The organism is Microcystis ichthyoblabe FBCC-A1114 (assembly GCF_050500245.1).
Lineage (GTDB): Bacteria > Cyanobacteriota > Cyanobacteriia > Cyanobacteriales > Microcystaceae > Microcystis > Microcystis ichthyoblabe_A.
Map to the genome: position 1 here is coordinate 1,965,532 of NZ_CP191408.1, position 22,367 is coordinate 1,987,898.

The window sequence follows — 22,367 nt, forward strand, 5'->3', positions numbered from 1 at the left end:
CGATCAATTTGATTCAACTCATGTTCTTGAAAGTCTATGTTAAAATCATAGTGATTAGGCTTATCAACTCCGCCTATGGATGAAAGCTTTGAATGGGATGAAGATAAAAATCGTTTAAACCAACAGAAACACGATGTTTCCTTTGAATTAGCTCAATACGCATTTTTTGACCCCAACAGAGTTATCGTACAAGATCTGGCTCACAGTCAAGAAGAAAATCGATTTTACTGTATGGGGCAAATCAATGAAGAAATTATCACAGTACGCTTTACTTACCGGGAAGGAAAAGTTAGAATTTTTGGAGCTGGTTATTGGCGAAAAGGACGTAAACTATATGAACAGCAAAATAACTTATACTGATGAACCAATGGAACTGGGACAAGTCGTTAAAGATTTTTTACCGCCTCCAGACCAGTTAGTTCCTAAAGGTAAAACCAAAACTACTCAAGTAACATTAGAATTAACAGAAGAAAGTGTAAGCTTCTTTAAATCTCAAGCAGATCGAAAGCAAATTACTTAGGAAAAAATAATCGAATTACTGGTGAAACAATATGCTCGTGAATGTATATCTGATGGTTAAACGCTTCATAAGAGCATTGTCTAACCGACATTATAGCTGACTTGAAAAAGGTGCGTTACACGCGCGTTTTCGCACCCTACAAGATCGGCATCGCACTTAAACTCACAGCCTCAATAAATGTGCATGGTGCGTTCCCAAAAATCGATCGGTGGAGCAGCAGGAGCCAGATTAGGGAACGCACCCTATGGCGATGGCGTGCTGCTACGCAGTGCCTTCGGCATCGCACTACAATTGCTCCAGCAGCATATCGTACTCTGCATGGGAACCAACCCAGAACCAAATCACCGTATCATCCTCTAATTGACCGACAGCACGATAATCCCTATTGATGCGTGCAGAATAGATGGGCAGCTTTGGATGGACTTTCTTGAATCGCAAGCTGGGATAGCTTGGGTCTTCTTTGAATTGCCGATACGCTTTACGGGTCTGCTCTTGAATCGGTTTTGGAAGATCTGCAAACATCTCCCGAAAACGAGCAGTGGTACAAGACTTCACAACGTTTCTGGGTCTAATTCTTGAGTCTTGCCCAATCGATGTTCTGCCATTGCTTCGGCTGCTAGTTTAGCCAGCAAGTTTGGTGAGCGGGCAAAGGAGTCATTCCATCGCTTTTCTTCTTCGAGTTCTGCCAAAATTAGGGTTGCGATCGCGTCCTGTTGATCGGTTGACAAGGTTTGTAATTGGGCGATCGCCTGCTCAAGTCGTTCAGTCATATACAACATCTAACGTATAGGGCTTAATATATTCTAGCCTCCACGTTGCTACAGCGATGGCGTACTGCTACCCAGTGCCTTCAGCATCGCACTTAAACTCATAGCTTCATATGGGCATGGTGCGTTCCCAAAAATCTATTGGTGGAGCAGTAGGATCCAGATTAGGAAACACACCCTACAAGATCGGCGTGCTGCTACGCAGTGCCTTCGGCATCGCACTAATCAACCCATTGAATCCAAAAATACTCGGCTCTTCTAGGTTCTGTGTGATAAGTTTAACTTACATAGGATTGATCGATCTTTGTGTCCTTTGTGTCTGGAGTGGTTCGTTCCACCCCCTCGCTGGGAGGAATGTATCTTAGAATACATTTTACCCACCAAACCTGGGAGAGCCAATACTCGTTAATTGTAGTTAAAATCCATGAAAACCTTTCTCAAAAATATGGCAGCACCTTGGCAAGCAATCTCAGAGATTCTTAAAAACCTTAAGTCTCTGAATAGTTCTTCCTCAAAATATCAAGATATACTAGCAGAGTTACAAATTGATAATTATCTGATAGAAAACTTGCATAAAAACCCAAAATATGATAACCCTAAAAAACTAAACCGCTACGAATTTAAGGTTTTTTCCCAAGCGGGAGAAGATGGCATTATTAGCGAGATTTTTAATCGGATTGGAACCACAAATAAATTCTTTGTGGAATTTGGAGTTGGTAACGGTTTAGAAAATAATAGTGCCTATTTGTTAGTGAAAGGATGGCAAGGTTATTGGATTGAAGGCAGTGAGCGATTTTGTAAAAGTATTCGCCAATCTTTTAAAGATTTAATTGCTAACCAACAATTAACTTTAAAAAATACTTTCATCACTGCCGCAAATATTGAAGACTTGTTTCGAGAGGGCAATGTACCGACAGAATTAGATTTATTATCCATTGATATTGATGGTAATGATTATTGGGTCTGGCAAGCAATTACTAATTATCGTCCCCGGGTGGTAATTGTCGAATATAATGCTATTTATCCCCCCGAATCCAGTTGGGTGATGCAGTATAATCCTAGTCACCAATGGAAATATAATAGTCATGTGGGATCAAGTTTGAAAGCTCTAGAAAAACTTGGTCATCAACAGGGTTATAAACTGGTGGGTTGTAGTTTTTCGGGAGTAAATGCTTTCTTCGTGCGAGAAGATTTACTTGCAGATCATTTCTGTTCCCCTTTTAGTGCTGAAAATCATTACGAACCCGCGCGCTATTTTCTTTGTTCCCAAAAAGCTGGTCATCCTCGCACTTTTGGCAAATTTAAGACTATTGAATAGGGTAAATTAACCAATAATTAATACAAAGTTGGGGTGCGTTAATTTAAGCAACAACACACCCTAACTTTGTATTAATGCAAGAAATGACGAATGCCTGTTAAGACCATAATTAAACCTAACTCATTAGCGGCATTAATCGAATCCTGATCTTTTAAAGAACCTCCTGGTTGAACAATTGCCTCGATGCCAAACTGGGCCGCCGTGCGAATAGTATCATCAAAGGGGAAAAAGCCGTCACTAGCTAAATAGCCACCTTTGGCCGCTTCCCCTGCTTGTTCAAGGGCAATTTTCGCCGAACCAACGCGATTCATTTGCCCTGCACCAACCCCTAAAGTAGTTTTATTTTTCGTCACCACAATAGCGTTAGATTTAACGTGCTTAGATACCTTCCAAGCAAACAGTAATTCCGCTAATTGTGCGGCAGTGGGTTGTTTTTCTGTCACCACGCGCCACTCCTCCGGGGTTTCTACCACGTCATCGGCCGCTTGTACTAGAAAACCGCCGGCGATAACTTTTATTGTTTGTTTTTCTCCCGTGGTTAAATCCGGCAGCAATAAAATCCGCACCTTTGATTTTTTAGCAAGGATATCTCGGGCTTCAGGGCTACAATCGGGGGCAACCACGCATTCTAGGAAGGTTTTCGTTAATTCTTTAGCGGTTGCTTCATCTATGGCTTGATTTAGGGCAACAATACCCCCAAAAGCGGAGGTAGCATCGGCATGAAAAGCTTTAGTATAAGCTTCCACTAAACTACCACCGATCGCCACACCACAGGGATTAGTGTGTTTCAAGATAGCGGCGGCCGGTTCTTCCCTGCCGAATTCGGCGATTAAACGGCGGGCTGCTTCTAAATCGACTAAATTGTTATAACTTAGTTCTTTTCCCTGTAATAAGGTCGCTTTTCCCCAACCTTGAGCCATTGTACCGCTGCCGTACCAGGTGGCACTTTGGTGGGGATTTTCGCCGTAACGCAGGGTTTGCAGGGCATTTCCCGCCAAATTAAAGCGCGTCGTTTCCCCGTTTAAGCTGGCGAAATAGGATGCGATCGCACCATCGTAGGCATTGGTTAAGGCGAAGGTTTCCCCCGCCATTTTTTGACGGAATTCCAGGGAGATTTCGCCGTTATTTTGCCGTAATTGGCTTAAATACTGCTCGTAATACTTCGGGTTACTGATGACAGTCAAATGGGCGAAATTTTTAGCCGAGGCGCGTAACATCGCCGGACCGCCAATATCGATTTGTTCGATCGCCTGAGCGGTGGTAACATCAGGATTAGCGATCGTCTGTTCAAAGGGATAGAGATTAACCACCACCAAATCAAAAGGACGAATTTGATTAGCCTCCATTTCCGCTAAATCTGATTGCCAATCCCGTCTAGCCAAAATACCGCCATGGATGCGAGGATGGAGAGTTTTCACCCTTCCGCCCAAGATTTCAGGAGAGCCTGTGTATTCTCCCACTTTTATCACGGGAATCCCCGCCGATTGCAGTGTTTTGGCGGTTCCTCCACTGCTAATAATTTCAAAATCAAACTCTTCTGTTAGCTGACGGGCAAAGTCAACTATTCCGGTTTTGTCAGTCACGCTGATCAGCGCTAAACGTCCCATAGTAGTGATCTATAAGCAACCATTTCAGTATATCTCAGTCCTAACCCGTTAAAAATTAAAAAAAGTAGGTTAGTAAATAATCAGCGACTTCTATATTTTCCTCTCTCAAATATCAACTTATGCCAAGGCAATTTTTAAAGTCCTCCCAGAAAGATTTGGTCTGACTTGTTAAAAAAATACAGGATTGTTCGGGGTCAACAAGTCCCTCTAGATTGATAAAAACCCCTCAGCAAAACTCATCGCCCAATCTTGTCAGATTCCCATCATCTTTTTTTTGTCTTTAATGCCGAGAAAATCAGCTAATAAGTAGTCGGACATAAATTCTGTTGTCTATCTTACTTATAGAAATGTAAATTGCCGGAATTCTTACTGACGACTGACTCCTTACCCTACAGTTAACTTTACTTTTGTTCAACTACTTAACGTTTGTGATCAACTAATTGGCTGAGAGTCACCACCTGATAACCTTGATCGTGTAATTTCCCTAATAAATTCTTCAGCACGAGCACCGTATTTTCATCTCTTTCGGGGGAGCCACCGTGAAGCACTAAAATCGCCCCGGGGAAAATAAATTGCGAGATATACCAAGTGGTAAATTGAGGGTGATTCGTTGCTTTTCCGGTATCTAAAGGAATCATGGAAGCGAGGGCAAATCGGGACTCATAGCCTGGAAATGTCCCCAAAAACGAGCGCATAGATTGATTATAGAAGGCTTGACCGGGACGATACCAGCGCAGCTCTTGACCTGCAAGACGACTTAAAATATCGTTAGCTTCCCGAAACTGACTGGCAAAAGCGTCGGCAGCCAGTTGACTGGTACGCAGATCCTGGGTGCCGTGATTAGCGATTTCGTGACCTTGGGCGATTAGGCTCTCAATCAAGGTGGAGTTCGGTTGTAGGTGTCCCGTGATCAGAAAAAAAGTCGCCTTGACAGCAGTTGCTGGGCTGGCTTTTTCTCGATTATGATCGGCGATCGCCGCTAAAATGCGATCGGTGAATTTTCCTTCCAGATCGTTGGGAGTGGGTAGATCATCGATAGTAAGGGCGATAATTTTCTCTCCTGTCGGTTGATAGAAAATTGCCCCGGGGAAAAGTCGAGCGACGATCGAGATAATTAATTTGGCAATGCTCATTCATACTAAATCCGTTGAGTATAGGCTACATATCAGGAGAGGCAAGAGGCAAGGGGCAAAAGGAGCTATAGATAATCAGTTTTTAATAACCAGATTTAGCATGAGAAGAGAAGTAAAGATTAGCGACTACAGGCCAAAGATTATTGATGCAGGAGATATTTACGCATTTTATTCAGTTTCTGCATCAGCGACAAAACTGAGGATAGCGACTGCGGGTAAAAATAGGGTAGTGGTCACGATCGCCGCAGCTAATCCCAGACGCTGATGACAACTACCAAACCGGTGAGCCTTTTCTCCTAAAGCCGAGCGATCGGATGCTGGTAGCTTGAAAGCTGAGATAATCCAGATAAAAACCCTATGAACATTTGAAAGACCCCCAACAGTAGGAGAAGAGTCTCCTACTGCCTGCAAACTTAAATGATCTCTCAATCTAGATCACTACCACTGGTGTAGCGGCAGCAATGTTGTAACCACTCAGTTGAATGATCGCATCACTAGCGGCTTGGAAACCGGCCGCTCCATTATTGAGAGCGATAAAAGTACCACTTTGTCCTGTCACTTTAAAGGCCGCCGCAGTGTTAGCAGCAAAGGCCGCATTAGTCAAGACCAACTGAATCGCCGCTTCGGTTAAAGCAGTAGCTGTGCCTTTCGATGCGGTCAAAGTGATTGGTGCAATAGGCGCAGGGGCATTAATGCGATCAAGACTAGCACCCGTGCCACTGTAGCCTTGAATAACATCAAAGCCACTCAGCAGCGACTCACCTAGAGAATTGTAGTTCAAAGTATCCAATCCCGTACTTCCCGTCAGACTATCCTTGCCAAGACCACCGGTAAGAGAATTATTCAGAGTATTGCCGACGATGTTGTCGTTGAGGCTACCACCAATAACATTTTCAAAGGCAGTGGCACTAGCTAGGGTGAGAGTGAGATTTCCGGCGGTGACGGTTTGGGCGGCGGTACTGCCGAGATTGAGGTTGATGGTTTTAGTTGTAGTCGCCGCAAAGTTGAGGGTATCGATTCCAGAGGCATCAATTAGGCGATCGCTACCCAAGACCAGATCCGTGTCGAAGAGGTATGTGTCGTTATCGGCCCCACCATCAAGGGTGTCATTACCCGCTCCACCATCAAGGGTGTCGTTGCCTCCCACTCCAGCCAGGGCATCGGCAAGGCTTGTCCCGACCAAGTTGTCATTGGCTGCGTTACCATCATTGTCAAGAATGGTGGCCGTAGCGTTGTCAGGTCCACTGATAGTGTAGCCAGCGGGGGCGGTAATTTTGGTGATGATCGTTTCACTGGGATCACTCAAGAGGTCATCTTTGGTGGGCAGAGTGATGGTAGCAGTGGGGGAAAGTGCCAAAAAGGTGACGGTATTAGGAGTAGTGCCTGTATAGTCAACACCTGGAGTGGCCGTACCGGCAAGGGTGTAGTTAACCGTTAAGGCACTGGAGAGGTCGCCGGTGCGGGTGAGGGTAAAGACACTGCCCACTGAACCGGCTTCGTTACCGTCGGTGGTTTTGGCGATCGAGATTGATTTTGTCGGTGCTGCCGTGCCAATCGTCAGTGACCAACCACCGGCAATTGAACCAACATCCAAGAATTGATAATCATCAAAGGCGTACAAACTCCAGGTGCCATTGCCACTGGTATTGTTGAAAACAGATAAGTCTGCTTTATAAGGACCAACAGGGGCTGGGGAATCAAAAAAGTCACCATCACCACCATCAATGTCGTTAGGTTTATAAGAACCACTTGTACCCACATTGGAGTCATCAATCAGTGTTGTCGCGCTAGTGTCAAAAGTTAAGTTGACCCCACTAACTGATAAAGCTTCTCCAATGTCAGACATTAGGATTGACTTGGCCCCAGTAGGTCCGACTAAAAGGAGATCTACATCTCCGATCCAGGTATGACTAACATCATTAATGGTAACTTTTAAGTTGTTAATGTTGCCACTCAACCCAGATACGCTGATAGTAGAAGGATAAGGATTTGTTCCTCCACTAGATTCATCGTCAATTGAAATCGGGTTGGGGTTACTGAAGATATTGCCACCACCACCATCATTATCCACAATCGTCGCCGTGGCGGTGTCGGAACCACTGATAGTGTAGCCCGTGGGAGCAGTAATTTTGGTGATGATCGTTTCACTGGGATCTACCACACTATCATCTATGGTGGGCAGAGTGATGGTAGCAGTGGGGGAAAGTGCCGCAAAGGTGACGGTGTTAGGAGTAGTGCCTGTGTAGTCCACACCTGGAGTGGCTGTACCAGCCAAGGTGTAGTTGACGGTTAAGGCACTGGAGAGGTCGCCGGTGCGGGTGAGGGTAAAGACACTGCTCACTGGACCTGCTTCCTTCCCATCGGTGGTTTTGGCGATCGAGATTGATTTTGTTCCGCTGATAATACTACCGGTGATAGCGTACTGTCCCAAACTACCGTAGTCGGTATAACCCGTACCTAGAGGATCGCCCTTACCAACCCCATCCACCTTTAAGTAATAGGTGCCAGCGCCGACGGTGGCACTAATGGAAGCAGCCAAGAAATCCGCTGGGTTAGAGCTCGCCACCAGCACACCCGCAGAGTTGTAGAGTTCCGCCAGAATGTCCAGATTCGGACTGCGACCAGAGGGGGTTACGGTCAAACTAATTGGTCCAGCCGCAGTGGTGAAGCTAAAGAAGTCCACATCGGTGTTACGTTCGATAATACCGTTGGCGCTTACCGCCGTTCCAGAGACGGTTAAAGCCTTGTCTGTCGCCAAAGTATTACCCGTGTCATCGACCCTGTAACCAAAGCCATTTTGGGTGGTAATAATAGCCAGGTCATCTTCGGTGTTATTGGCAGCCAGGTACTCCCCCTTACTCCACTGGGTCAGATTCTGATAGTAGCCAGATCCCATAATTGGCCCCCAACCCGTTTCCCCACTACCATGGCCGTCGTAGTACTCTTCGGAAGGAATGGTTCTGCCGTCGTGATTGAGTCCCAGGGTATGACCCACTTCATGGCTAATGGCATCAGCTGTGTACTTTTCATCCGACAAGGTTTGGGTGCTAAAAACAAAGGTGGGAGTATCACTATTCCAGTTGAAGGAGCCTACATAGGCAACACCGCCAGCACCCGCACCTAACCAGTCAAAGCTGCTACCGCCAATGGCGACTCGCACACCCCAGGCCGTATCTGTAGTGCTGCTCTTAATCAAACGATCCAGGGTGGGTTCTTGGGTGGTGACGTTAACATTAAAGGGGCTAAAATCCTCGACGACTCGTTGCCAGATGTATTGAATGCGCTCCAGTTCAGAGGTACTGAAGGCAGCGGTATTACCATCTAGATCAAAGGCGGGAGTAACAATACTGCTCTTCCCAAAGGCAGTATTCCAAGTAGTACCTGTAGTGGTGTGGCCGTTAAAGTCGAGATAGATGGTGTGGTTGGCTCCAGGCAAGCTGTTTAGGAAAAAGGTCTTAGTCAGATCGAGGGACGGTAGGGGCAATTGGTTGAGAGTTTCAGATTGAGGGACAATCCGTCGAGGATCGACCGGAGGCAAGCTACATTGCGAACAGGTGCAAGGACCCGAAGCCTTTGAATCGCCTCCATGCAGACTACTAAACAACTGGAGGGAATGATCTTGACCAATCCACCCATCTCTGAACAGCTTGCTAACGTCATCCTGTTGATCATGAGCCGGCTGAGATGAGATCAGTGTTCTTGGAAAGGAATCAGCCAGTATAAAGGTATTATAGGCAAAGTTGCTCACCGCCGTCAGATCGTTGGCAGGGCGGACTGGAACCCTGGGGGACTCCGAGGAGATTGTAGATGGGGAGGGGTCAGAGTTCAGGACTCCTAAGGGAGAAGTTTCCTTCGATACAGTTAAATCGTCGGAACCTGTTAAATCAAAGGTGATTGGGGAGGCTCCATCAAAACTCAAAGAATCGGCTAGAGATGACATATCTGTACTAGATAAATTGGAACTTACTTGTGTTGTCTTCATCAGCAGGCACACCCCATTTCCCGAGAATTAATCGGTCAATTACTTGGGGGTGTTGAATTCCTTCTGTTTATGGCTAGGGAAAAAGACAAGCCTAACCTTTCTGCCTTGGGCTTAAATTTATTATCCATCTGTAATTACAACCAGACAAGTCTAACAAAAAAATTTTTTTCTTAAATTTATCCAAGAGCCTGATGAGTAACAGCAATAAGAAAAGTATTGTTGAGAATAATGAAGAAACTCAGAAGTATTGTCAAGTTTTGTCGAAAATATACGCAAATAACAGCAAACAACTGCTACTGTGGTTAGTGCAAGTTTACCTTACAGTTCCAATGAAACTATCAGATTATGCCAAGAAAAAGCGGATCAATTACTGGACTTACACGATACATAAATACTAAAAAATCAACAAAACCCTTATAACTTTTTTCAAAAAGTGTTTCATACTTGAATGTTAAGATTTTGAAGATCATGACCAAGTTATGTATTCGCTCTGATGATACCAAAAAGGACTGATTATTGACTCCATTCTCAATAGTCAATCTAATTTAGCACTGTAAAATACTGGTTTTGTGAAGTTTTATTGCAGGATTCAACACTTCTGAATAGGCGGTTAAAATGCGACTTAGCTTATAATTACCGTAAACTCCCGCCCGAATCAATTGTTTGAACAACAATTAATATTTGCTTCACTTTTTTGACACACAATGGAAAACCGGCGGGAAAACTGAGCAATCTCTGAGCCAGATTATTCTTTCCCAGCCGGTTTATGTTGACACTTAGCCTCAAGTCATCTAAGCCGCGAAGATATTATCTTCTGTCAAGTTAAGGTTAGGAGTCAAGGTCGCCAAGAGAGTCTGAACCGATGAACCATTACCATCCACATCAAAGAAGAGTTGGCCTGTTGGTTTATTAAAGATAAAGCGATGGCTGGCCGTCGTGGCGACGGTTCCCAAGACAAATTGAGCCGCCGCAATACTTTCACCGGTGATTAATCCGCCACCAAAACCCGCCGCCGAGACTTGGAGCGTATCTTGGAAAACGTTGAAGTCCGTAATCGTATCTTGGCCTTCACTGGCAAGGCTATAGGCAATTACGTCAAAACCAGCACCAGAGGTAATCGTGTCATTCCCTGCAGCACCTACTAACATATCGCTGGCATTGGAACCAATCAAAATGTCATGGCCCGCTCGACCGCTCAGATTGCGGGTAGTTCCGGCTTCGATCACATCGTTACCCGTGGTTCCCTGTTGATTGAGAACACCGTCATCATTCAGGATCGTAGTGGTGACAGCACCTGGTGTGCCAATGGTATAGCCAGTGCCACTTGCTAGGGTAAAGGCGATCGTTTCATTGGCTTCTTTGACGGTATCTCCGGTGGTCACGATCTCGATCTGAGCCGTTGTCTGACCAGATGCGAAGACAATATTACCCGTTGTTGGTGAGACAAAATTCCCGCCGTAGGCATTGTAGTCATTGCCACGAGTCGCCGTACCACCAAGGGTAAAGTTAACCGTTAAAGAGTTAGTGGTGGCTCCTGAACGAGTGAAGTTATAGACGAGGTTAGTTTTGCCGTTTTCACTCACGCCGCTATAGTTACTAGCCAAGGAAACAACCGGTAAGGTTCCTCCATCATTATCAGCAATATTGACTGTGGCACTAGCTGCAGCCCCTACGGTGTAGCCTGTTCCCGCTAAGACGGTGAGAATGGCGGTTTCTGTGCCTTCTACGAGGGTGTCGTCAATGACATTGAGGTTAACCACTGCGGTGGCAGAACCCGCGGCAAAATTTACTGGGGTCAAAATGGTCGTATAATCCGCGCCATTGGTCGCTGTGCCGTTCATGGCGATGTTAACCGTCAAGGCGCCGGCGGTGGAACCAGTGCGAGTGAGAGTATATTGACCATTGTTGGCGGGTTCGCCAGCCACGGCATCGGTGGCTGCTACTGTGATTGCGGGTAAATCATTATCAGCAATATTGACTGTGGCACTAGCTGCAGCCCCTACGGTATAACCCGCTCCTGCCGCAACATTCAGAATAGCGGTTTCGGTGCCTTCTACAAGGGTGTCGTCAATGACATTGAGGTTAACCACTGCGGTGGCAGAACCCGCTAAGAAGGTTACGGTGGTAGGAATGGCGGTGTAATCCGCTCCATTGGTCGCTGTGCCGTTCACGGCGATGTTAACCGTCAAGGCACTGGCGGTGGAACCAGTGCGAGTGAGGGTATATTGACCATTGTTGGCGGGTTCACCAGCCACGGCATCGGTGGCTGCTACTGTCACCACCGGAAGGGCAGTACCCGTACCAAAAATATTTAACTTCCAGGAACCCCATGTTCCGACATCTTGTGCAAATTGATCAGCAACCTTTAGCGTCCAGTTGCCTAAAGAAGATTCATCCCAAGCTCGTTTGGTAGTAAAAACCCAACTAGAATAATTATCGTTGCTATCGTTGTGGAATTCAGCTAAACGGGAGATTGTGCCACTGGGAGAGGTTAAGGTAACAACTAAATCTCCACGATAGGTGTGAGCCGCATCAAAAACAACTTCAACAGTTTCTACTTTCAGATTTTGTGATACGTTTACTGTCCTAGAAATTCCCGTAGAACTATTGTCTGGAATAGCGGCATTAACCGTTTGAGTACCAGAAGTGAAGGATGTTTCCGAACCGACATTCACCCAGTTTTTTGCAAGGTTGACGGCGGACAAGGCATCCACCGCTCCAAAACCGTAATTGTGATTGACAGATCGACCTGCACCATTGGTTGTCCAGTCAGTGTTCGTGGGATCATTTTTTTCCGCACTCCGAACTAGAATGTGCTGTACATCTCGCCAAGTAAGGTTAGGATTTGCTTGTAACATCAATGCGATTACCCCTGAAACCAAAGGAGTCGCTGAGGACGTACCACCAAAGTCATTTGTGTAATTTTGATCAGTCAGACCATTGTAGCCATCAGTCCCCATTAGATCCGTGGTAACAACTCCCAATGTTCCACCATCGGAAGGAGCTGTTACCAAAAGATTAGCTCCTGGTTCGCTGTACCCAGAAAAAACACCATTAGAATCATTTCTGTGAGCAGCAACGGCAACAACATATCGTGAGTTCGCATAGCCGTCATAATTTGAATTATCTAAACTATCTCGACCATTACCACCCGCCCAAACATAAATGTTGCCCTTTCCTGCCCTTCCAGTGGTCACTCCATTCTGAAGTGCGGCAAGTAGTAAAGGACCAGGTGCTTCTTTTATGGAGCCAGTGTCAGCAGGTCCCCAACTGTTGCTGTAAATATGATTACTCTGCAATTGATAGGTTAAAGCATTCGCTTCTTGTTGGTCATTTGCAGGAGCGGCAATTAGACGAATTCCAGATAAGCCCGCCCCATAGGCAACGCCCGAAACTCCAATACTGTTATTTCCCCTTGCCCCAGCAACACCACCTGCAGAAGTTCCATGACCATCTCCTGCAGAGGGTGTAGGATTGCTATCATTATCATTAAAGTCAAAACTTGAGGATGCTTGATAAGCTGGAGCAATGTCAGGATGTGCAAATTGTAGTCCATCATCAACGATAGCAATCGTTACCCCAATACCGTTAATAGGTCTGTTTTGGCTATCAAGAACGTCCCATGCTCCTATCACATTAGCATCAACGTTTGGAGTTCCTCCTCCCTGCCCTGTGTTATTCAAATGCCACTGTTGAGAAAATAGAAGATCGTTGGGAATAAAACGAGCTTCATGTTGACGAGGGACAAGAGGAAAGAAAAAGTCTATAGTACCTCCTTTGTCGTGAATACCTTTTAGAATTTGGGCAATTTCTTGGGGGGATTTGGTCTTAGAAAACTCAAATAAATAAGTTCCGGGAATAAACCCTGTTTTACCTTTGTTGGTTGCCCCTAAAAGAGTTGCTAAATCCCTAGGAGATTGAGAGCCAGAAATGCCGATTGCCCACTGTTTTGTCTGTGAAAACTCATCAAGTGAATAGTTACTCAGAATAGATGATCTTTCAATTGATTGCTTAATCGTATCAGATAAATTTCGAGCTGATCCACTAATGGAATCTTTCGGTACTAAAGGAATCGTGGAAAAAGGAGAGAACTTGGGCTGAATTGGTTTATTTAAGGCACTCGTAATAGCAGAGCTAGGAGCCGCTCCGCCCCAGCTATTAACATTGGTCGGTAATCCAACCCGAAAAGGACTGGGATTGGGATCTAGAAAAAGGGAAGCTTTCGGCAAAACTCCCCCCACCTTGGAGGACGTTAGCATTTCCCCCAGAGCGCTACTTCCTGTCCTCGTCATACCCGTATCGTGAAAAGGGTCGTCAACGCTTTCCCCAGTATTCTGTAATAGCTTCCCCTCTGTCTTCAATGGAGAGGGAAGGGTTTGGATAGCGGGAAGGACCACTGGACTCGTAGCAGCAGGGGAGGCTGAAACCGTAGGAGCCTCCGAGGAGACTGTAGATGGGGAGGGGTCAGAGTTCAGGACTCCTAAGGGAGAAGTTTCCTTCGATACAGTTAAATCGTCGGAACCTGTTAAATCAAAGGTGATTGGGGAGGCTCCATCAAAACTCAAAGAATCTTCTAGAGATGACATATCTGTGCTAGATAAATTGGAACTTACTTGTGTTGTCTTCATCAGCAGGCACACCCCATTTTCCGAAAATTAATCGGTCAATTACCTGGGGGTGTTGAATTTTTTCTGTTTATGGTCAGGGAAAAAGACAAGCCCAACTTTTCTGCCCTGGGGCTAAATCTCTCATATACTTATGATTATAAATAGACAAGTTTAACAAAAAAATAAATTTTTTCTTAAATTTATCCAAGAGCCTGATGAGTCACAGCAACAAGAAAAGTATTATTGAGAATGAAAAAACGTGAAAGTATTAAGCTGCCCGTGCATTTAAATTACTCCTTGAGACGCAGTTAAAATTCGTTGCGTAAATGCGTCCTAGCTTACTAGGTCAGGGTTTCTCAATCAACAGAGTAAATACTAAGACTATTTTCCAAAAACTGTAGCCCAATTATAGAAAAGATAATTAAGTGGATAAATCGCCTCTTATTGTTTCCGTGTGTAAGGGAGAAGAATAGAAATAATTTTCTAAAATATAGTCTTTAAAACCTTGCCTAGCAAGAGTTGTATAAATAAGCACTAATAAATATACTAGGTTTATCAGAGATAATAAATGGGTAATATTTGGAGATAAAAAGTAATTTTTTGTTTAATAACTGGTAAAATTTTTTATAGTTTTTTAACTGATTTGCGATTTATATTTTTTAAATATAAATCAGTAATTTTATTTATTTTTCTATTAATTACCAGCCAAATATACACCTTTATCTTCTTACAATAAATCAGCCGCCACATTCAAATCAATACCTATTGCTTAAATCAAACCTTCTCCTCACTTCAGTCTGGTTTCTGCGGTTTGATTGCTTGCTGTCACTAACCGAAGAAATCTTACCTTTAGATGAGCCTACTTTTACCTCAATCTGCTTAACCGGAACCGTGGCTAAATTAATCTTTTTTTCCTAAGTTTCCTGGAAAGATTAAGGTAAAAATTAGCTCTATCCGCCCTTAGATTGGCTGATCATGGCTATTGGCCACCGATTCGGGGCTATCCTCGCCAATCCAAGCCCTAACTAACTCGTAGCAGAGACCGAGCAGAACCGGCCCGACGAACAAACCAATAATCCCATAGGCGATCACTCCCCCGAACACCCCTAGCAGAATCACCACCATGGGAATGGGCAGACCGCGCCCCATTAAGATCGGTTTGAGGAAATTATCCACCAAGGTGGCGGGAATCATCCAGAGGGTAAATAATAGGGCGATGGAATGGGGTAGTGTTACCCAAGCGTGAATGAGCGCCCCCAAGACAATCAAACCAGGGCCAATTTGGAGAATGCCCAAAATTAGGGTGAGGAAAGTTAATAAACCGGCCGCAGGGGTTCCCACCGTCACTAAACCGATGCCGATCAAAAGACTCTGGATAATAGCAACGCCAATAACACCACGGCTAACATTGCGGACGGTGGAGGCGGTTAGACTGGCCAGCGCGATGCCTCGACCTGGGGCAATCTTTTCCGCTAAACGGTTCATCAGGTGAGTCAGATTTTTAGCCGAGAGGGTGAGGGCCGCCGCAATCAGAATCGAGGCGATAAATTTCAGCACCGTCAGACCGGTACTGGTGGCTAGGGAAAGGGATATTTTGCCCAGTTCTTTTAATTGTGGCTCGAAGCGTTGAAGAAATTGACCCGTGTTATCCGATGCCTGCTGCCAGAGACCGGCAATCCTTTCGCCGATTAGCGGCCAGGTGGCCAGATCGGCGGGGGGAGGGGGAATCACCGCCGCACCGGTATCGATATATTCGGCCAGCGTTCGCAGATTACCGGCCAGAACCGCTGCAATACCACTCACCGGACCGATAATAATCCCTAGACAAAGTAGGGTGAGGAGAACTGTGGCCAGTTTCGCCCGGCCCGCGAGTAACTTTTTTAACCAGAGAAAGAGCGGATACCAAGCGATCGCCAGAATTGCTCCCCAGAGGATCATGGTTAGGAAGGGACGCAGCAGGGTAAAACCAGCAAATAACAACAGGCCGAGAAAAAACAGCCGGATGACGAGATCGATAATTTTAGCGTCATTTTTCATCAATAGCGATCGCCTTTTGGCTAGATGAGGACATTGCTGCAATTATGGCAGTTTTTCGTTATCGGTAGTGATTCGCTAGTAGTGGTGAGCCTTCTTGCTGATCTGGTGGGGATTGTGTAGAATGTTTCCTGATCAAAATAACTGCCCGATAAATCTCTACAACTGATTCTTTCAGGGTAAATCTCCTGACAAATATCTTTTTTTTTGGTCGGTGCAATGCTTACTTCCAATCGTCTTGATCGAGTAAAATCGACTAATTTAATCTATTAAGTAGGTAGGTGTTAAAAGTTGTCAGACACCCCCCTTATCAAGGGGGGCAGGGGGGATCGAACCTAAAATCCATTTTTAATTTAATTATAACCAGCTACTTAACAATGATGCAGACAAATTTATTAGAAGTGCGGGGAGCCACCCGTCGATTTGGGGGATTAGTCGCTGTTGATGGCGTTGGCTTTCAGGTACAAAAAAACGAGATTTTTGGCTTAATTGGACCCAATGGGGCGGGAAAAACGACTTTATTTAATCTGATCACCGGTTTAATTCCCCTATCCAGTGGTGATTTAATTTATCAAGGCGACAGTCTGGCGAAATATCGTCCTCACCAGATCGCTCAGGCAGGAATTGCCCGTACTTTCCAGAATTTGCGCTTATTTGGTGAATTATCGGCTTTAGAAAATGTAGCGATCGCTGGTCACATTCATAATAGATCCAATCTCTGGACGGGAATTTTGGGTTTACCAGTTTCGAGAAGGGAGGAGGAAAAAACCTACAAAAGAGCGGGGGAATTATTAGATTTAGTCGGACTAACCGACCAAAGCAATCGAAAAGCCCGTAATTTAGCATATGGTGATCAAAGACGCTTGGAAATTGCCCGCGCTTTAGCTTTGCAACCCCAGTTATTACTCCTCGATGAACCAGCAGCCGGGATGAATCCCAGCGAAAAGGGGGCATTAAGTCAGCTAATTCGACAAATTCGCGATAATTTAGCTCTAACCGTCCTGTTAATCGAACATCATGTGCCTTTAGTGATGGGATTATGCGATCGCATTGCCGTGTTAGATTTCGGTAAGTTAATCGCTTTGGGAGATCCAGTCACAGTCAGGGAGAATCGCGCAGTGATTGAAGCTTATTTAGGGGATGAATAAGGATTTTAGATAATTTGTCCTTGTTGGCGTGCCTGCGCCCAAAATAAAGCAGCTTTTCGCATTGCATCCGTTGTAATGGCTAGGTATTCTATTGAGTTAGCTAACTCATCCAGTCGCTTAATTCCTTTAATCTTGTTAGCGCGTAACAACTCTCGACGCACCTCATAATCAGCAATTTCTGGAAGAATAACCCTAATACCTGCTTTAATTAGTGTTTGTAGCCAACAATTACAAGCTAGACTTTCAGGCGCTCGCTTAGGATTAGTAATTAAACCGATAATTCCCGTATCTAATAAAACTACTCTATTCACCAAGTTACTCCCTTTAAGTGAGCCGGAAATAAAGGACGCTCAGATAAACGATCTTGATTGAGTGCTTCGATTAAATATTCACCTGTTTCTTGTTGTTCCTGTTCATCTTCTTCATCAATCCAAGATTGAAGTAAATTAACCAGTTTGGTCTGTTTTTCTTGTTCTAAAATAGTATCCTTGAGCAACTTTAGGACATAAGCTTCTAGAGAAAGACCTTTCTCCCTCGCTTTTTGGCTGAGATATTGTTCGATTTCCGATGTTAAATTAAGAGTTAGTGGCATGGGCTTGACTTGAATCAATTTATCGTGTCTTTAACTATTATAAACAAAAAAGCGATCGCCCTCTACAAATATAGCGCAATCGCCCCTAATTTAAGACTTCAATTGTTGCTCGATTTGCCAGTTTTCTATTAAACACTAACTAGCAAAGTCAAATACTGGTGTTTCAATTACCCGTTTTGGTCGCTTATTTTCCCAGACAATTTCCTGCAAGCGTTCGACAGTTTCTGGTGCAAAAAAACGCTCTCCCGTTTCTACACAGACTCTAGCGGGGACATTTTCTATAATGAAAAAATTGCCATTGATTTCAAGGGTATAGGTAACTTCTTGTTCAATTAAGGTTTCTTGTCTAGAATTAGTTGACATCTGGTGTTCTCCTTGATTTAAAATAAATCCATAAATTTGGATCGGGTTCATATAGGGTAATAATTTTGAGCAAAGGGCGAGAGGGATAGCTACAATGAATGTATAAGGCTCTATTAATTAGAGTAAATCCCAAAAGTAAACAGCTTGCACCATACTTATCAGCCGGATAATCTTCAATAATTTCGCTTTGTTCCATCGCCTCCCGTAATTCTTGAACACTGATCTGATGCAGGATACTTTGATTGACAGCGTGTTGAGAAAATTCAAATTGGTTTTGTCTAACTTTTTGACGAATTTCCTCAATCATTTCAGTGATAGCCGCCTTTACTTTGAGCGTAAATAGGCTCTTCTCGACTTTGTGTGATAATTTTTGCTTATGGAATCGTGAAATGTTGACGGAGAAAGACTTTTACGACTATTTTGCCGAAGAAACTATCAGTATAGGCTTCGTTTCCACACAGAAACCGGAAGAGCCGTAAATATCCGTCGCTGTCATTTCGCCAAATAACTGATCTTTAATTTCTAAATAATTTAGAGGTTGGGATGATGTTTCTCTTAGAAAGAAGGCCGCTTTAGCAATTCCCAATCTTTCTACGAGAGCTTTAACTCCCTCTTTTCTAATTTCCTCAATCTCAGGAATCGTCAAATCTGTTGGAACTTTCATAGTAATTTTCCTCAATTCGGCTCTTCTAGTTTCTGTGTGGAAACGAGGTCTATACTGATGGTTTCTTCGGCAAAACAGCCATAAAAGTCTTGCCCGATAAGCATTTCACAATTCCATAAGCAAAAATTATCACACAAAGTCGAGAAGAGCCTCAATTCAAGCGTCGAAATAGATTTTCAATTTTGCTTCATTCATCCACACTCCTACCACCATAACAAAAAAGCGATCGCCCTCTACAAATATAGCGTGATCGCATCTAATTCGAGACTATAGCTTTATTCGCCATTCCCTTCGCTTTCTTATAAATACTCAATCCCGCCCTGCATTTTGTCAGGACTCAGCCTTTAGGTTAGCCTGTACTGTAGAAGCAAGAGTTTTGTTATCTCGCGTTACTCTGATCAACAATCTTAATGCTTCGTTAACCGCATCAGCAGTGGGAAACATTTCTGCGACATCAGGCTCCAAGCGCACAGTGACTCCACCAAAGCTTTTTCTTCCAGAGCCTAACTTTCTAACTCGGAGGTGCTTCAAGTCATACTCTGTCCGTAAATCATCTTCCATTTCTGGCTCATCCCTCTTCATAAGCTTCTCGTTCGGTTTGCGTCACTTCCCTTGCACTAATGAGACTCATACCAGTGTAGTTCAGCTTTGCGGATTTCTCCATTAGGAAATTGAACTAAGCCGACTCCTTTTAGCTTTCGCCATCGACGACCCCCAAACTGCGCTTTTAGCCTTCTGAGTTCACGAATAGAGAGGTTGACGGCGATAATCTCTATTTCTGTTAGTTCTCCAATCAACTCAAAGCCATTACCCATGTCATCATTCTAACAAAGATTAATAAAAATCTGGAATGTCTCCCCAAAAAAGCGATCGCACTTTATCAATATAGCGCGATCGCTGCTAATTTAAGGCTAGATTTGCCAGTTTTTTATTTTAATTTGCGCTTCCAGGCTGCACCCGCACCTAAAGCACCAATGGCGAGTAAACCCAAGAGTGAAGAAGGTTCGGGAACAGGAGTAGCTAGAGGAGTAAAATCAATACTGACATTATCGACTCCTTGATTAAAAAAAAACTGGTTGTCAACTTCCGCAAATCGGAGAATGTAGCTCCCGCCTGCTCCTACCAAGCTGGTAATGTCAAAACTATAAGAAGTATAAGGGTTAGGATTGGAAGCAAAGGGATCGTTTCCCAAATAGAAATTACCGACGATATCCGCAGGATTGGTTGAGAAGGGGTTGGCCCCAGCAACTAGGATATCCACCCGTGCGTGTTGGTTGGGATCACTGGTGTAGTCTAGTCCAGATGGATTGACGATAGGTCCAAGTCCACTCCAATCATTGACGAACATATCGTAAGACAAAATTACCGATGAGGCAGCTCCAGGAACGATAAAAGTCTGGGTTAGCGCATAGGCTCCCGGACCGTCTTGGTCAGACACTGCATAGAAAGAGCCACTGGCTGGACCAACAGTTGCTTGACCATTGAAAGGCGTGGAGCCGTCAGCATCATCAATAAAGAAACCATTCGTCGAGCTACTCCCAGGTTGTATTGAGACATTCCAACCCGTAAAACCTGTTTCAAAGCCGCCGTTGGTAATCAATTCAGCGGCATGGGCGGTTCCCGTAGTCAGTATCCCCAAAGTTACAAAGACAGTACCGGCTGCTACTCTGGAGCAATTTTTAAGCACAGTCGAAGTTTTCATACTCAGAAAATTTCCTCAAAACAAATAAACAAACAAACAAATGTTCTGACTGACCTTTAAAGGAGAAAATCTCGAATTAAGCGACATTGGCAAGGGAGAAAAATTGGTTTTTTCAAAATTGCCAATCACTAAATTTTAAGTTAGTTCCTCAATGACAAGACAGAGCAACAACGGGATTTTACCCCCCCCCGATTTTGTCAAGTGTAAACCAACACAAATTTACAAAAATTTATAATTATTGTTACTCTTGAGAGTAGGGTAGTAAATCTCAATTTGGTCGAAATATCTATATTACAGGGCGCACGCAGTTCGATAAACTCACTGACCACAGTGCGCTCCTACCATTGGCGCAATAATATTATTGTAGGGGCGAATTGCATTCGCCCTCTTTGATCCCCCCTTAATCCCTATCCATTAGTCACATCTTTCTTAACATAAAATTTGACAAAAAGAGAAAAGTGTGCAAGATGGCTCAAGGGGGTTCTATGGGGGGACTAATTTGATGAGATAGTTTCCAAGTCTGGCTGATATCATGTAACCTTCGCAGTCCCAACCAAATAGTTTTAACACCTGGTTCACCGTCACCTTTTCTACCTAAAAACCCCCCAAGAGAAGCAATCATTCTGACCGCTTCTCGAAAGGAGGGCGGCTTTTCAGGTGGCGGACTCTTTTTATGAATAGTGGCACACAAAGATTGCCATTCATGTTCTTCCAAAAAACTTTCACAACTCTCCTCTCCGTGTAAGCGTGCTTGATAGGTTAACCAAAGTAATCTCCAAGCTACAATTGAATAGGTAGCTAAGGCCATCTCAATTCTACGACCCGTTTCTAATTGCAGTTTTTCTAATCCACAACCACTTTTTAAAACAAAATGATAGCGTTCTATTAACCAGCGATAACTATACCAGCGCACACAGGTTATCGCTGATTCAAAGCTACTAATGTCTAGGCTAGTTAAGAGGAGTCAACTGATAGGATTAACTCCAGGACGCGGATTTTCTTCTTCAGCTAAAATTACCTGTAATTTGACCGGTTGACGAGGGTTCGCTTTCGAGTGATGCTTAGGTACTTGTATTTCAAAACTGGCAAATCTAACTGTTAGTTTAGCTAGTCTAGCCTCGTGATTAGGATTGCGTTTTACTTGCACATCTAGGCTACCACAGGCTTTTATTTCTCTGATGGATTGATGTAAATATTTAGGCTCTGGATGCCCTGACTTTTGCTTGTCTTCGAGATAGTTAACTTTTCGGTTATGAGTTCCTCGGATTAATAAATGAGAGTTAGGACTTCTTGATTGGGCAAATAAATCAAATATGTCTGCCTCACAATCTCCGATTGTTACTACTTGAATATCTTCGGGTATTTGTTGTTGTGTTTCTGATACAGACTCTAACCATCTTTGACTTTCTTTTTCTTCGGTTTCTCTTTTTTTTCTTTGCTTGGCAATCCCTAAATTCTTTTCTTCTCTTGCCCAGACATATTGATTAATCAGTCCTAAAGGTATTCCTTGCGCTGACACTCCTAAGGTGGTATGAACTTTGAGACCAAAGGATTTTTTATAATCTAGATAACCCATTCCTTTTTTGGCTTTTTGCGTCGTAAAGTCTAAACTTGTTGTGTCTTGCACTGCCAAAACTATTGGATGTTCTTTGATTCTTTCTACTGTACTTTTGGCTTGGGCGGCAATTATATCTGAGGGGTGAAAATAGGGGGAATTCCAAAAGTCGTAGGTGGCACTCGCTGCGGCTAGATTTCCCGAAGCTTGTGGCACACTTGTACTAGGTTGGCTGGCCAAGTTTTCTACGATACTGATTAACCTTTTCTTTCTTCTGGTGTCCCCTAGGTCTGCATACTGTAATTCTTGGGCTGCCCATTTCTCCATTTTTTTGCTTACCTCCACCTTAATTCCTTCTTTCAAAACTATACCTAT

Annotated in this window: 21 protein-coding genes and 1 pseudogene; 5 read left to right on the forward strand and 17 right to left on the reverse strand. The window is 44.1% G+C overall.

The window, feature by feature from the left end:
• The first annotated feature begins 75 nt into the window (after nucleotides 1-75).
• The 3 genes from ACQY1Y_RS09515 to ACQY1Y_RS09525 all read left to right on the forward strand — a co-directional run bounded on the left by ACQY1Y_RS09515 (nucleotide 76) and on the right by ACQY1Y_RS09525 (nucleotide 880).
• Nucleotides 76-360, forward strand: coding sequence for a BrnT family toxin (locus tag ACQY1Y_RS09515; RefSeq protein ID WP_002779234.1), 285 nt, complete (start codon nucleotides 76-78; stop codon nucleotides 358-360).
• Nucleotides 335-520 carry a hypothetical protein gene (locus ACQY1Y_RS09520; RefSeq protein ID WP_002739472.1) on the forward strand — a complete coding sequence of 62 codons (186 nt, stop codon included), beginning with the start codon at nucleotides 335-337 and terminating at the stop codon, nucleotides 518-520. Before ACQY1Y_RS09515 ends, ACQY1Y_RS09520 begins: the two co-directional genes overlap by 26 nt.
• Before the next feature lie 183 nt (nucleotides 521-703).
• A complete protein-coding gene (locus ACQY1Y_RS09525; RefSeq protein ID WP_002739998.1) occupies nucleotides 704-880 on the forward strand; it encodes a hypothetical protein in 177 nt (58 codons plus the stop codon).
• Here the strand turns inward: ACQY1Y_RS09525 and ACQY1Y_RS09530 are convergent.
• Both ACQY1Y_RS09530 and ACQY1Y_RS09535 read right to left on the reverse strand, forming a co-directional pair.
• Entirely contained in the window at nucleotides 806-1,075 is a 270-nt protein-coding gene (locus ACQY1Y_RS09530; protein ID WP_002779230.1) for a type II toxin-antitoxin system RelE family toxin, read from the reverse strand. The genes ACQY1Y_RS09525 and ACQY1Y_RS09530 overlap by 75 nt on opposite strands.
• On the reverse strand, nucleotides 1,072-1,290 hold the full coding sequence (locus ACQY1Y_RS09535; RefSeq protein WP_002748617.1) for a hypothetical protein: 219 nt from the start codon (nucleotides 1,288-1,290) through the stop codon (nucleotides 1,072-1,074). The genes ACQY1Y_RS09530 and ACQY1Y_RS09535 overlap by 4 nt, the downstream gene beginning before the upstream one ends.
• Before the next feature lie 421 nt (nucleotides 1,291-1,711).
• On the opposite strand from ACQY1Y_RS09535, the gene ACQY1Y_RS09540 reads away from it, so the two are divergent.
• Entirely contained in the window at nucleotides 1,712-2,605 is an 894-nt protein-coding gene (locus tag ACQY1Y_RS09540) for a hypothetical protein (RefSeq protein WP_430014466.1), read from the forward strand.
• A 71-nt stretch (nucleotides 2,606-2,676) separates the two neighbouring features.
• On the opposite strand, the gene purH is transcribed toward ACQY1Y_RS09540, so the two are convergent.
• From purH to ACQY1Y_RS09570, 6 genes are all read right to left on the reverse strand, one after another.
• Nucleotides 2,677-4,212, reverse strand: a complete 1,536-nt coding sequence (gene purH, locus ACQY1Y_RS09545; RefSeq protein WP_430014467.1) for a bifunctional phosphoribosylaminoimidazolecarboxamide formyltransferase/IMP cyclohydrolase — start codon at nucleotides 4,210-4,212, stop codon at nucleotides 2,677-2,679.
• A gap of 419 nt (nucleotides 4,213-4,631) precedes the next feature.
• The gene (locus ACQY1Y_RS09550) at nucleotides 4,632-5,345 is read right to left on the reverse strand and encodes a polysaccharide deacetylase family protein (protein ID WP_002740119.1); all 714 of its coding nucleotides are present in this window, start codon (nucleotides 5,343-5,345) and stop codon (nucleotides 4,632-4,634) included.
• Between the two features lie 168 nt (nucleotides 5,346-5,513).
• Complete coding sequence (locus ACQY1Y_RS09555) at nucleotides 5,514-5,774, reverse strand: hypothetical protein (protein WP_002793277.1); 261 nt, start codon at nucleotides 5,772-5,774, stop codon at nucleotides 5,514-5,516.
• 1 nt (nucleotide 5,775) lies between these two features.
• The gene (locus ACQY1Y_RS09560; RefSeq protein ID WP_430014468.1) at nucleotides 5,776-8,883 is read right to left on the reverse strand and encodes a Calx-beta domain-containing protein; all 3,108 of its coding nucleotides are present in this window, start codon (nucleotides 8,881-8,883) and stop codon (nucleotides 5,776-5,778) included.
• 1,235 nt (nucleotides 8,884-10,118) lie between these two features.
• The gene (locus tag ACQY1Y_RS09565; RefSeq protein WP_430014469.1) at nucleotides 10,119-13,955 is read right to left on the reverse strand and encodes a S8 family serine peptidase; all 3,837 of its coding nucleotides are present in this window, start codon (nucleotides 13,953-13,955) and stop codon (nucleotides 10,119-10,121) included.
• A gap of 939 nt (nucleotides 13,956-14,894) precedes the next feature.
• Nucleotides 14,895-15,971: an AI-2E family transporter gene (locus ACQY1Y_RS09570; RefSeq protein WP_002740146.1), complete on the reverse strand. Its 1,077-nt coding sequence runs from the start codon at nucleotides 15,969-15,971 to the stop codon at nucleotides 14,895-14,897.
• A gap of 377 nt (nucleotides 15,972-16,348) precedes the next feature.
• Between ACQY1Y_RS09570 and ACQY1Y_RS09575 the strand changes: the two genes are divergently transcribed.
• On the forward strand, nucleotides 16,349-17,116 hold the full coding sequence (locus ACQY1Y_RS09575; RefSeq protein ID WP_042791122.1) for an ABC transporter ATP-binding protein: 768 nt from the start codon (nucleotides 16,349-16,351) through the stop codon (nucleotides 17,114-17,116).
• Between the two features lie 5 nt (nucleotides 17,117-17,121).
• Here ACQY1Y_RS09575 and ACQY1Y_RS09580 read toward each other — a convergent pair whose 3' ends face one another.
• The 9 genes and pseudogenes from ACQY1Y_RS09580 to ACQY1Y_RS09620 all read right to left on the reverse strand — a co-directional run bounded on the left by ACQY1Y_RS09580 (nucleotide 17,122) and on the right by ACQY1Y_RS09620 (nucleotide 22,319).
• Nucleotides 17,122-17,427, reverse strand: a complete 306-nt coding sequence (locus tag ACQY1Y_RS09580) for a hypothetical protein (protein ID WP_002739492.1) — start codon at nucleotides 17,425-17,427, stop codon at nucleotides 17,122-17,124.
• Nucleotides 17,424-17,708: a hypothetical protein gene (locus tag ACQY1Y_RS09585; RefSeq protein WP_002739848.1), complete on the reverse strand. Its 285-nt coding sequence runs from the start codon at nucleotides 17,706-17,708 to the stop codon at nucleotides 17,424-17,426. The genes ACQY1Y_RS09580 and ACQY1Y_RS09585 overlap by 4 nt, the downstream gene beginning before the upstream one ends.
• A 135-nt stretch (nucleotides 17,709-17,843) precedes the next feature.
• A complete protein-coding gene (locus tag ACQY1Y_RS09590; RefSeq protein WP_353847148.1) occupies nucleotides 17,844-18,122 on the reverse strand; it encodes a YgiT-type zinc finger protein in 279 nt (92 codons plus the stop codon).
• Nucleotides 18,061-18,378, reverse strand: coding sequence for a DUF4258 domain-containing protein (locus tag ACQY1Y_RS09595; protein WP_430014470.1), 318 nt, complete (start codon nucleotides 18,376-18,378; stop codon nucleotides 18,061-18,063). Before ACQY1Y_RS09595 ends, ACQY1Y_RS09590 begins: the two co-directional genes overlap by 62 nt.
• Nucleotides 18,379-18,486: 108 nt before the next feature.
• The gene (locus tag ACQY1Y_RS09600; RefSeq protein WP_002739691.1) at nucleotides 18,487-18,735 is read right to left on the reverse strand and encodes a hypothetical protein; all 249 of its coding nucleotides are present in this window, start codon (nucleotides 18,733-18,735) and stop codon (nucleotides 18,487-18,489) included.
• A gap of 330 nt (nucleotides 18,736-19,065) precedes the next feature.
• Entirely contained in the window at nucleotides 19,066-19,317 is a 252-nt protein-coding gene (locus ACQY1Y_RS09605) for a hypothetical protein (RefSeq protein ID WP_002779207.1), read from the reverse strand.
• Between the two features lie 35 nt (nucleotides 19,318-19,352).
• On the reverse strand, nucleotides 19,353-19,550 hold the full coding sequence (locus tag ACQY1Y_RS09610; RefSeq protein ID WP_002739967.1) for a hypothetical protein: 198 nt from the start codon (nucleotides 19,548-19,550) through the stop codon (nucleotides 19,353-19,355).
• 113 nt (nucleotides 19,551-19,663) lie between these two features.
• Entirely contained in the window at nucleotides 19,664-20,437 is a 774-nt protein-coding gene (locus ACQY1Y_RS09615) for a PEP-CTERM sorting domain-containing protein (RefSeq protein WP_430014471.1), read from the reverse strand.
• Between the two features lie 472 nt (nucleotides 20,438-20,909).
• A pseudogene (locus ACQY1Y_RS09620) lies at nucleotides 20,910-22,319 on the reverse strand (IS4-like element ISMae7 family transposase).
• Between the last annotated feature and the right edge of the window lie 48 nt (nucleotides 22,320-22,367).

Bases quoted from the DNA above. Each gene is read 5' to 3' on its own strand.
- ACQY1Y_RS09515 (WP_002779234.1), top strand. From the start codon at position 76: ATGGATGAAAGCTTTGAATGGGATGAAGATAAAAATCGTTTAAACCAA.
- ACQY1Y_RS09520 (WP_002739472.1), top strand. From the start codon at position 335: ATGAACAGCAAAATAACTTATACTGATGAACCAATGGAACTGGGACAA.
- ACQY1Y_RS09525 (WP_002739998.1), top strand. From the start codon at position 704: ATGGTGCGTTCCCAAAAATCGATCGGTGGAGCAGCAGGAGCCAGATTA.
- ACQY1Y_RS09535 (WP_002748617.1), bottom strand. From the start codon at position 1,290: ATGACTGAACGACTTGAGCAGGCGATCGCCCAATTACAAACCTTGTCA.
- ACQY1Y_RS09540 (WP_430014466.1), top strand. From the start codon at position 1,712: ATGAAAACCTTTCTCAAAAATATGGCAGCACCTTGGCAAGCAATCTCA.
- purH (WP_430014467.1), bottom strand. From the start codon at position 4,212: ATGGGACGTTTAGCGCTGATCAGCGTGACTGACAAAACCGGAATAGTT.
- ACQY1Y_RS09550 (WP_002740119.1), bottom strand. From the start codon at position 5,345: ATGAGCATTGCCAAATTAATTATCTCGATCGTCGCTCGACTTTTCCCC.
- ACQY1Y_RS09565 (WP_430014469.1), bottom strand. From the start codon at position 13,955: ATGAAGACAACACAAGTAAGTTCCAATTTATCTAGCACAGATATGTCA.
- ACQY1Y_RS09570 (WP_002740146.1), bottom strand. From the start codon at position 15,971: ATGAAAAATGACGCTAAAATTATCGATCTCGTCATCCGGCTGTTTTTT.
- ACQY1Y_RS09575 (WP_042791122.1), top strand. From the start codon at position 16,349: ATGCAGACAAATTTATTAGAAGTGCGGGGAGCCACCCGTCGATTTGGG.
- ACQY1Y_RS09585 (WP_002739848.1), bottom strand. From the start codon at position 17,708: ATGCCACTAACTCTTAATTTAACATCGGAAATCGAACAATATCTCAGC.
- ACQY1Y_RS09590 (WP_353847148.1), bottom strand. From the start codon at position 18,122: ATGAACCCGATCCAAATTTATGGATTTATTTTAAATCAAGGAGAACAC.
- ACQY1Y_RS09595 (WP_430014470.1), bottom strand. From the start codon at position 18,378: ATGATTGAGGAAATTCGTCAAAAAGTTAGACAAAACCAATTTGAATTT.
- ACQY1Y_RS09600 (WP_002739691.1), bottom strand. From the start codon at position 18,735: ATGAAAGTTCCAACAGATTTGACGATTCCTGAGATTGAGGAAATTAGA.
- ACQY1Y_RS09605 (WP_002779207.1), bottom strand. From the start codon at position 19,317: ATGAAGAGGGATGAGCCAGAAATGGAAGATGATTTACGGACAGAGTAT.
- ACQY1Y_RS09610 (WP_002739967.1), bottom strand. From the start codon at position 19,550: ATGGGTAATGGCTTTGAGTTGATTGGAGAACTAACAGAAATAGAGATT.
- ACQY1Y_RS09615 (WP_430014471.1), bottom strand. From the start codon at position 20,437: ATGAAAACTTCGACTGTGCTTAAAAATTGCTCCAGAGTAGCAGCCGGT.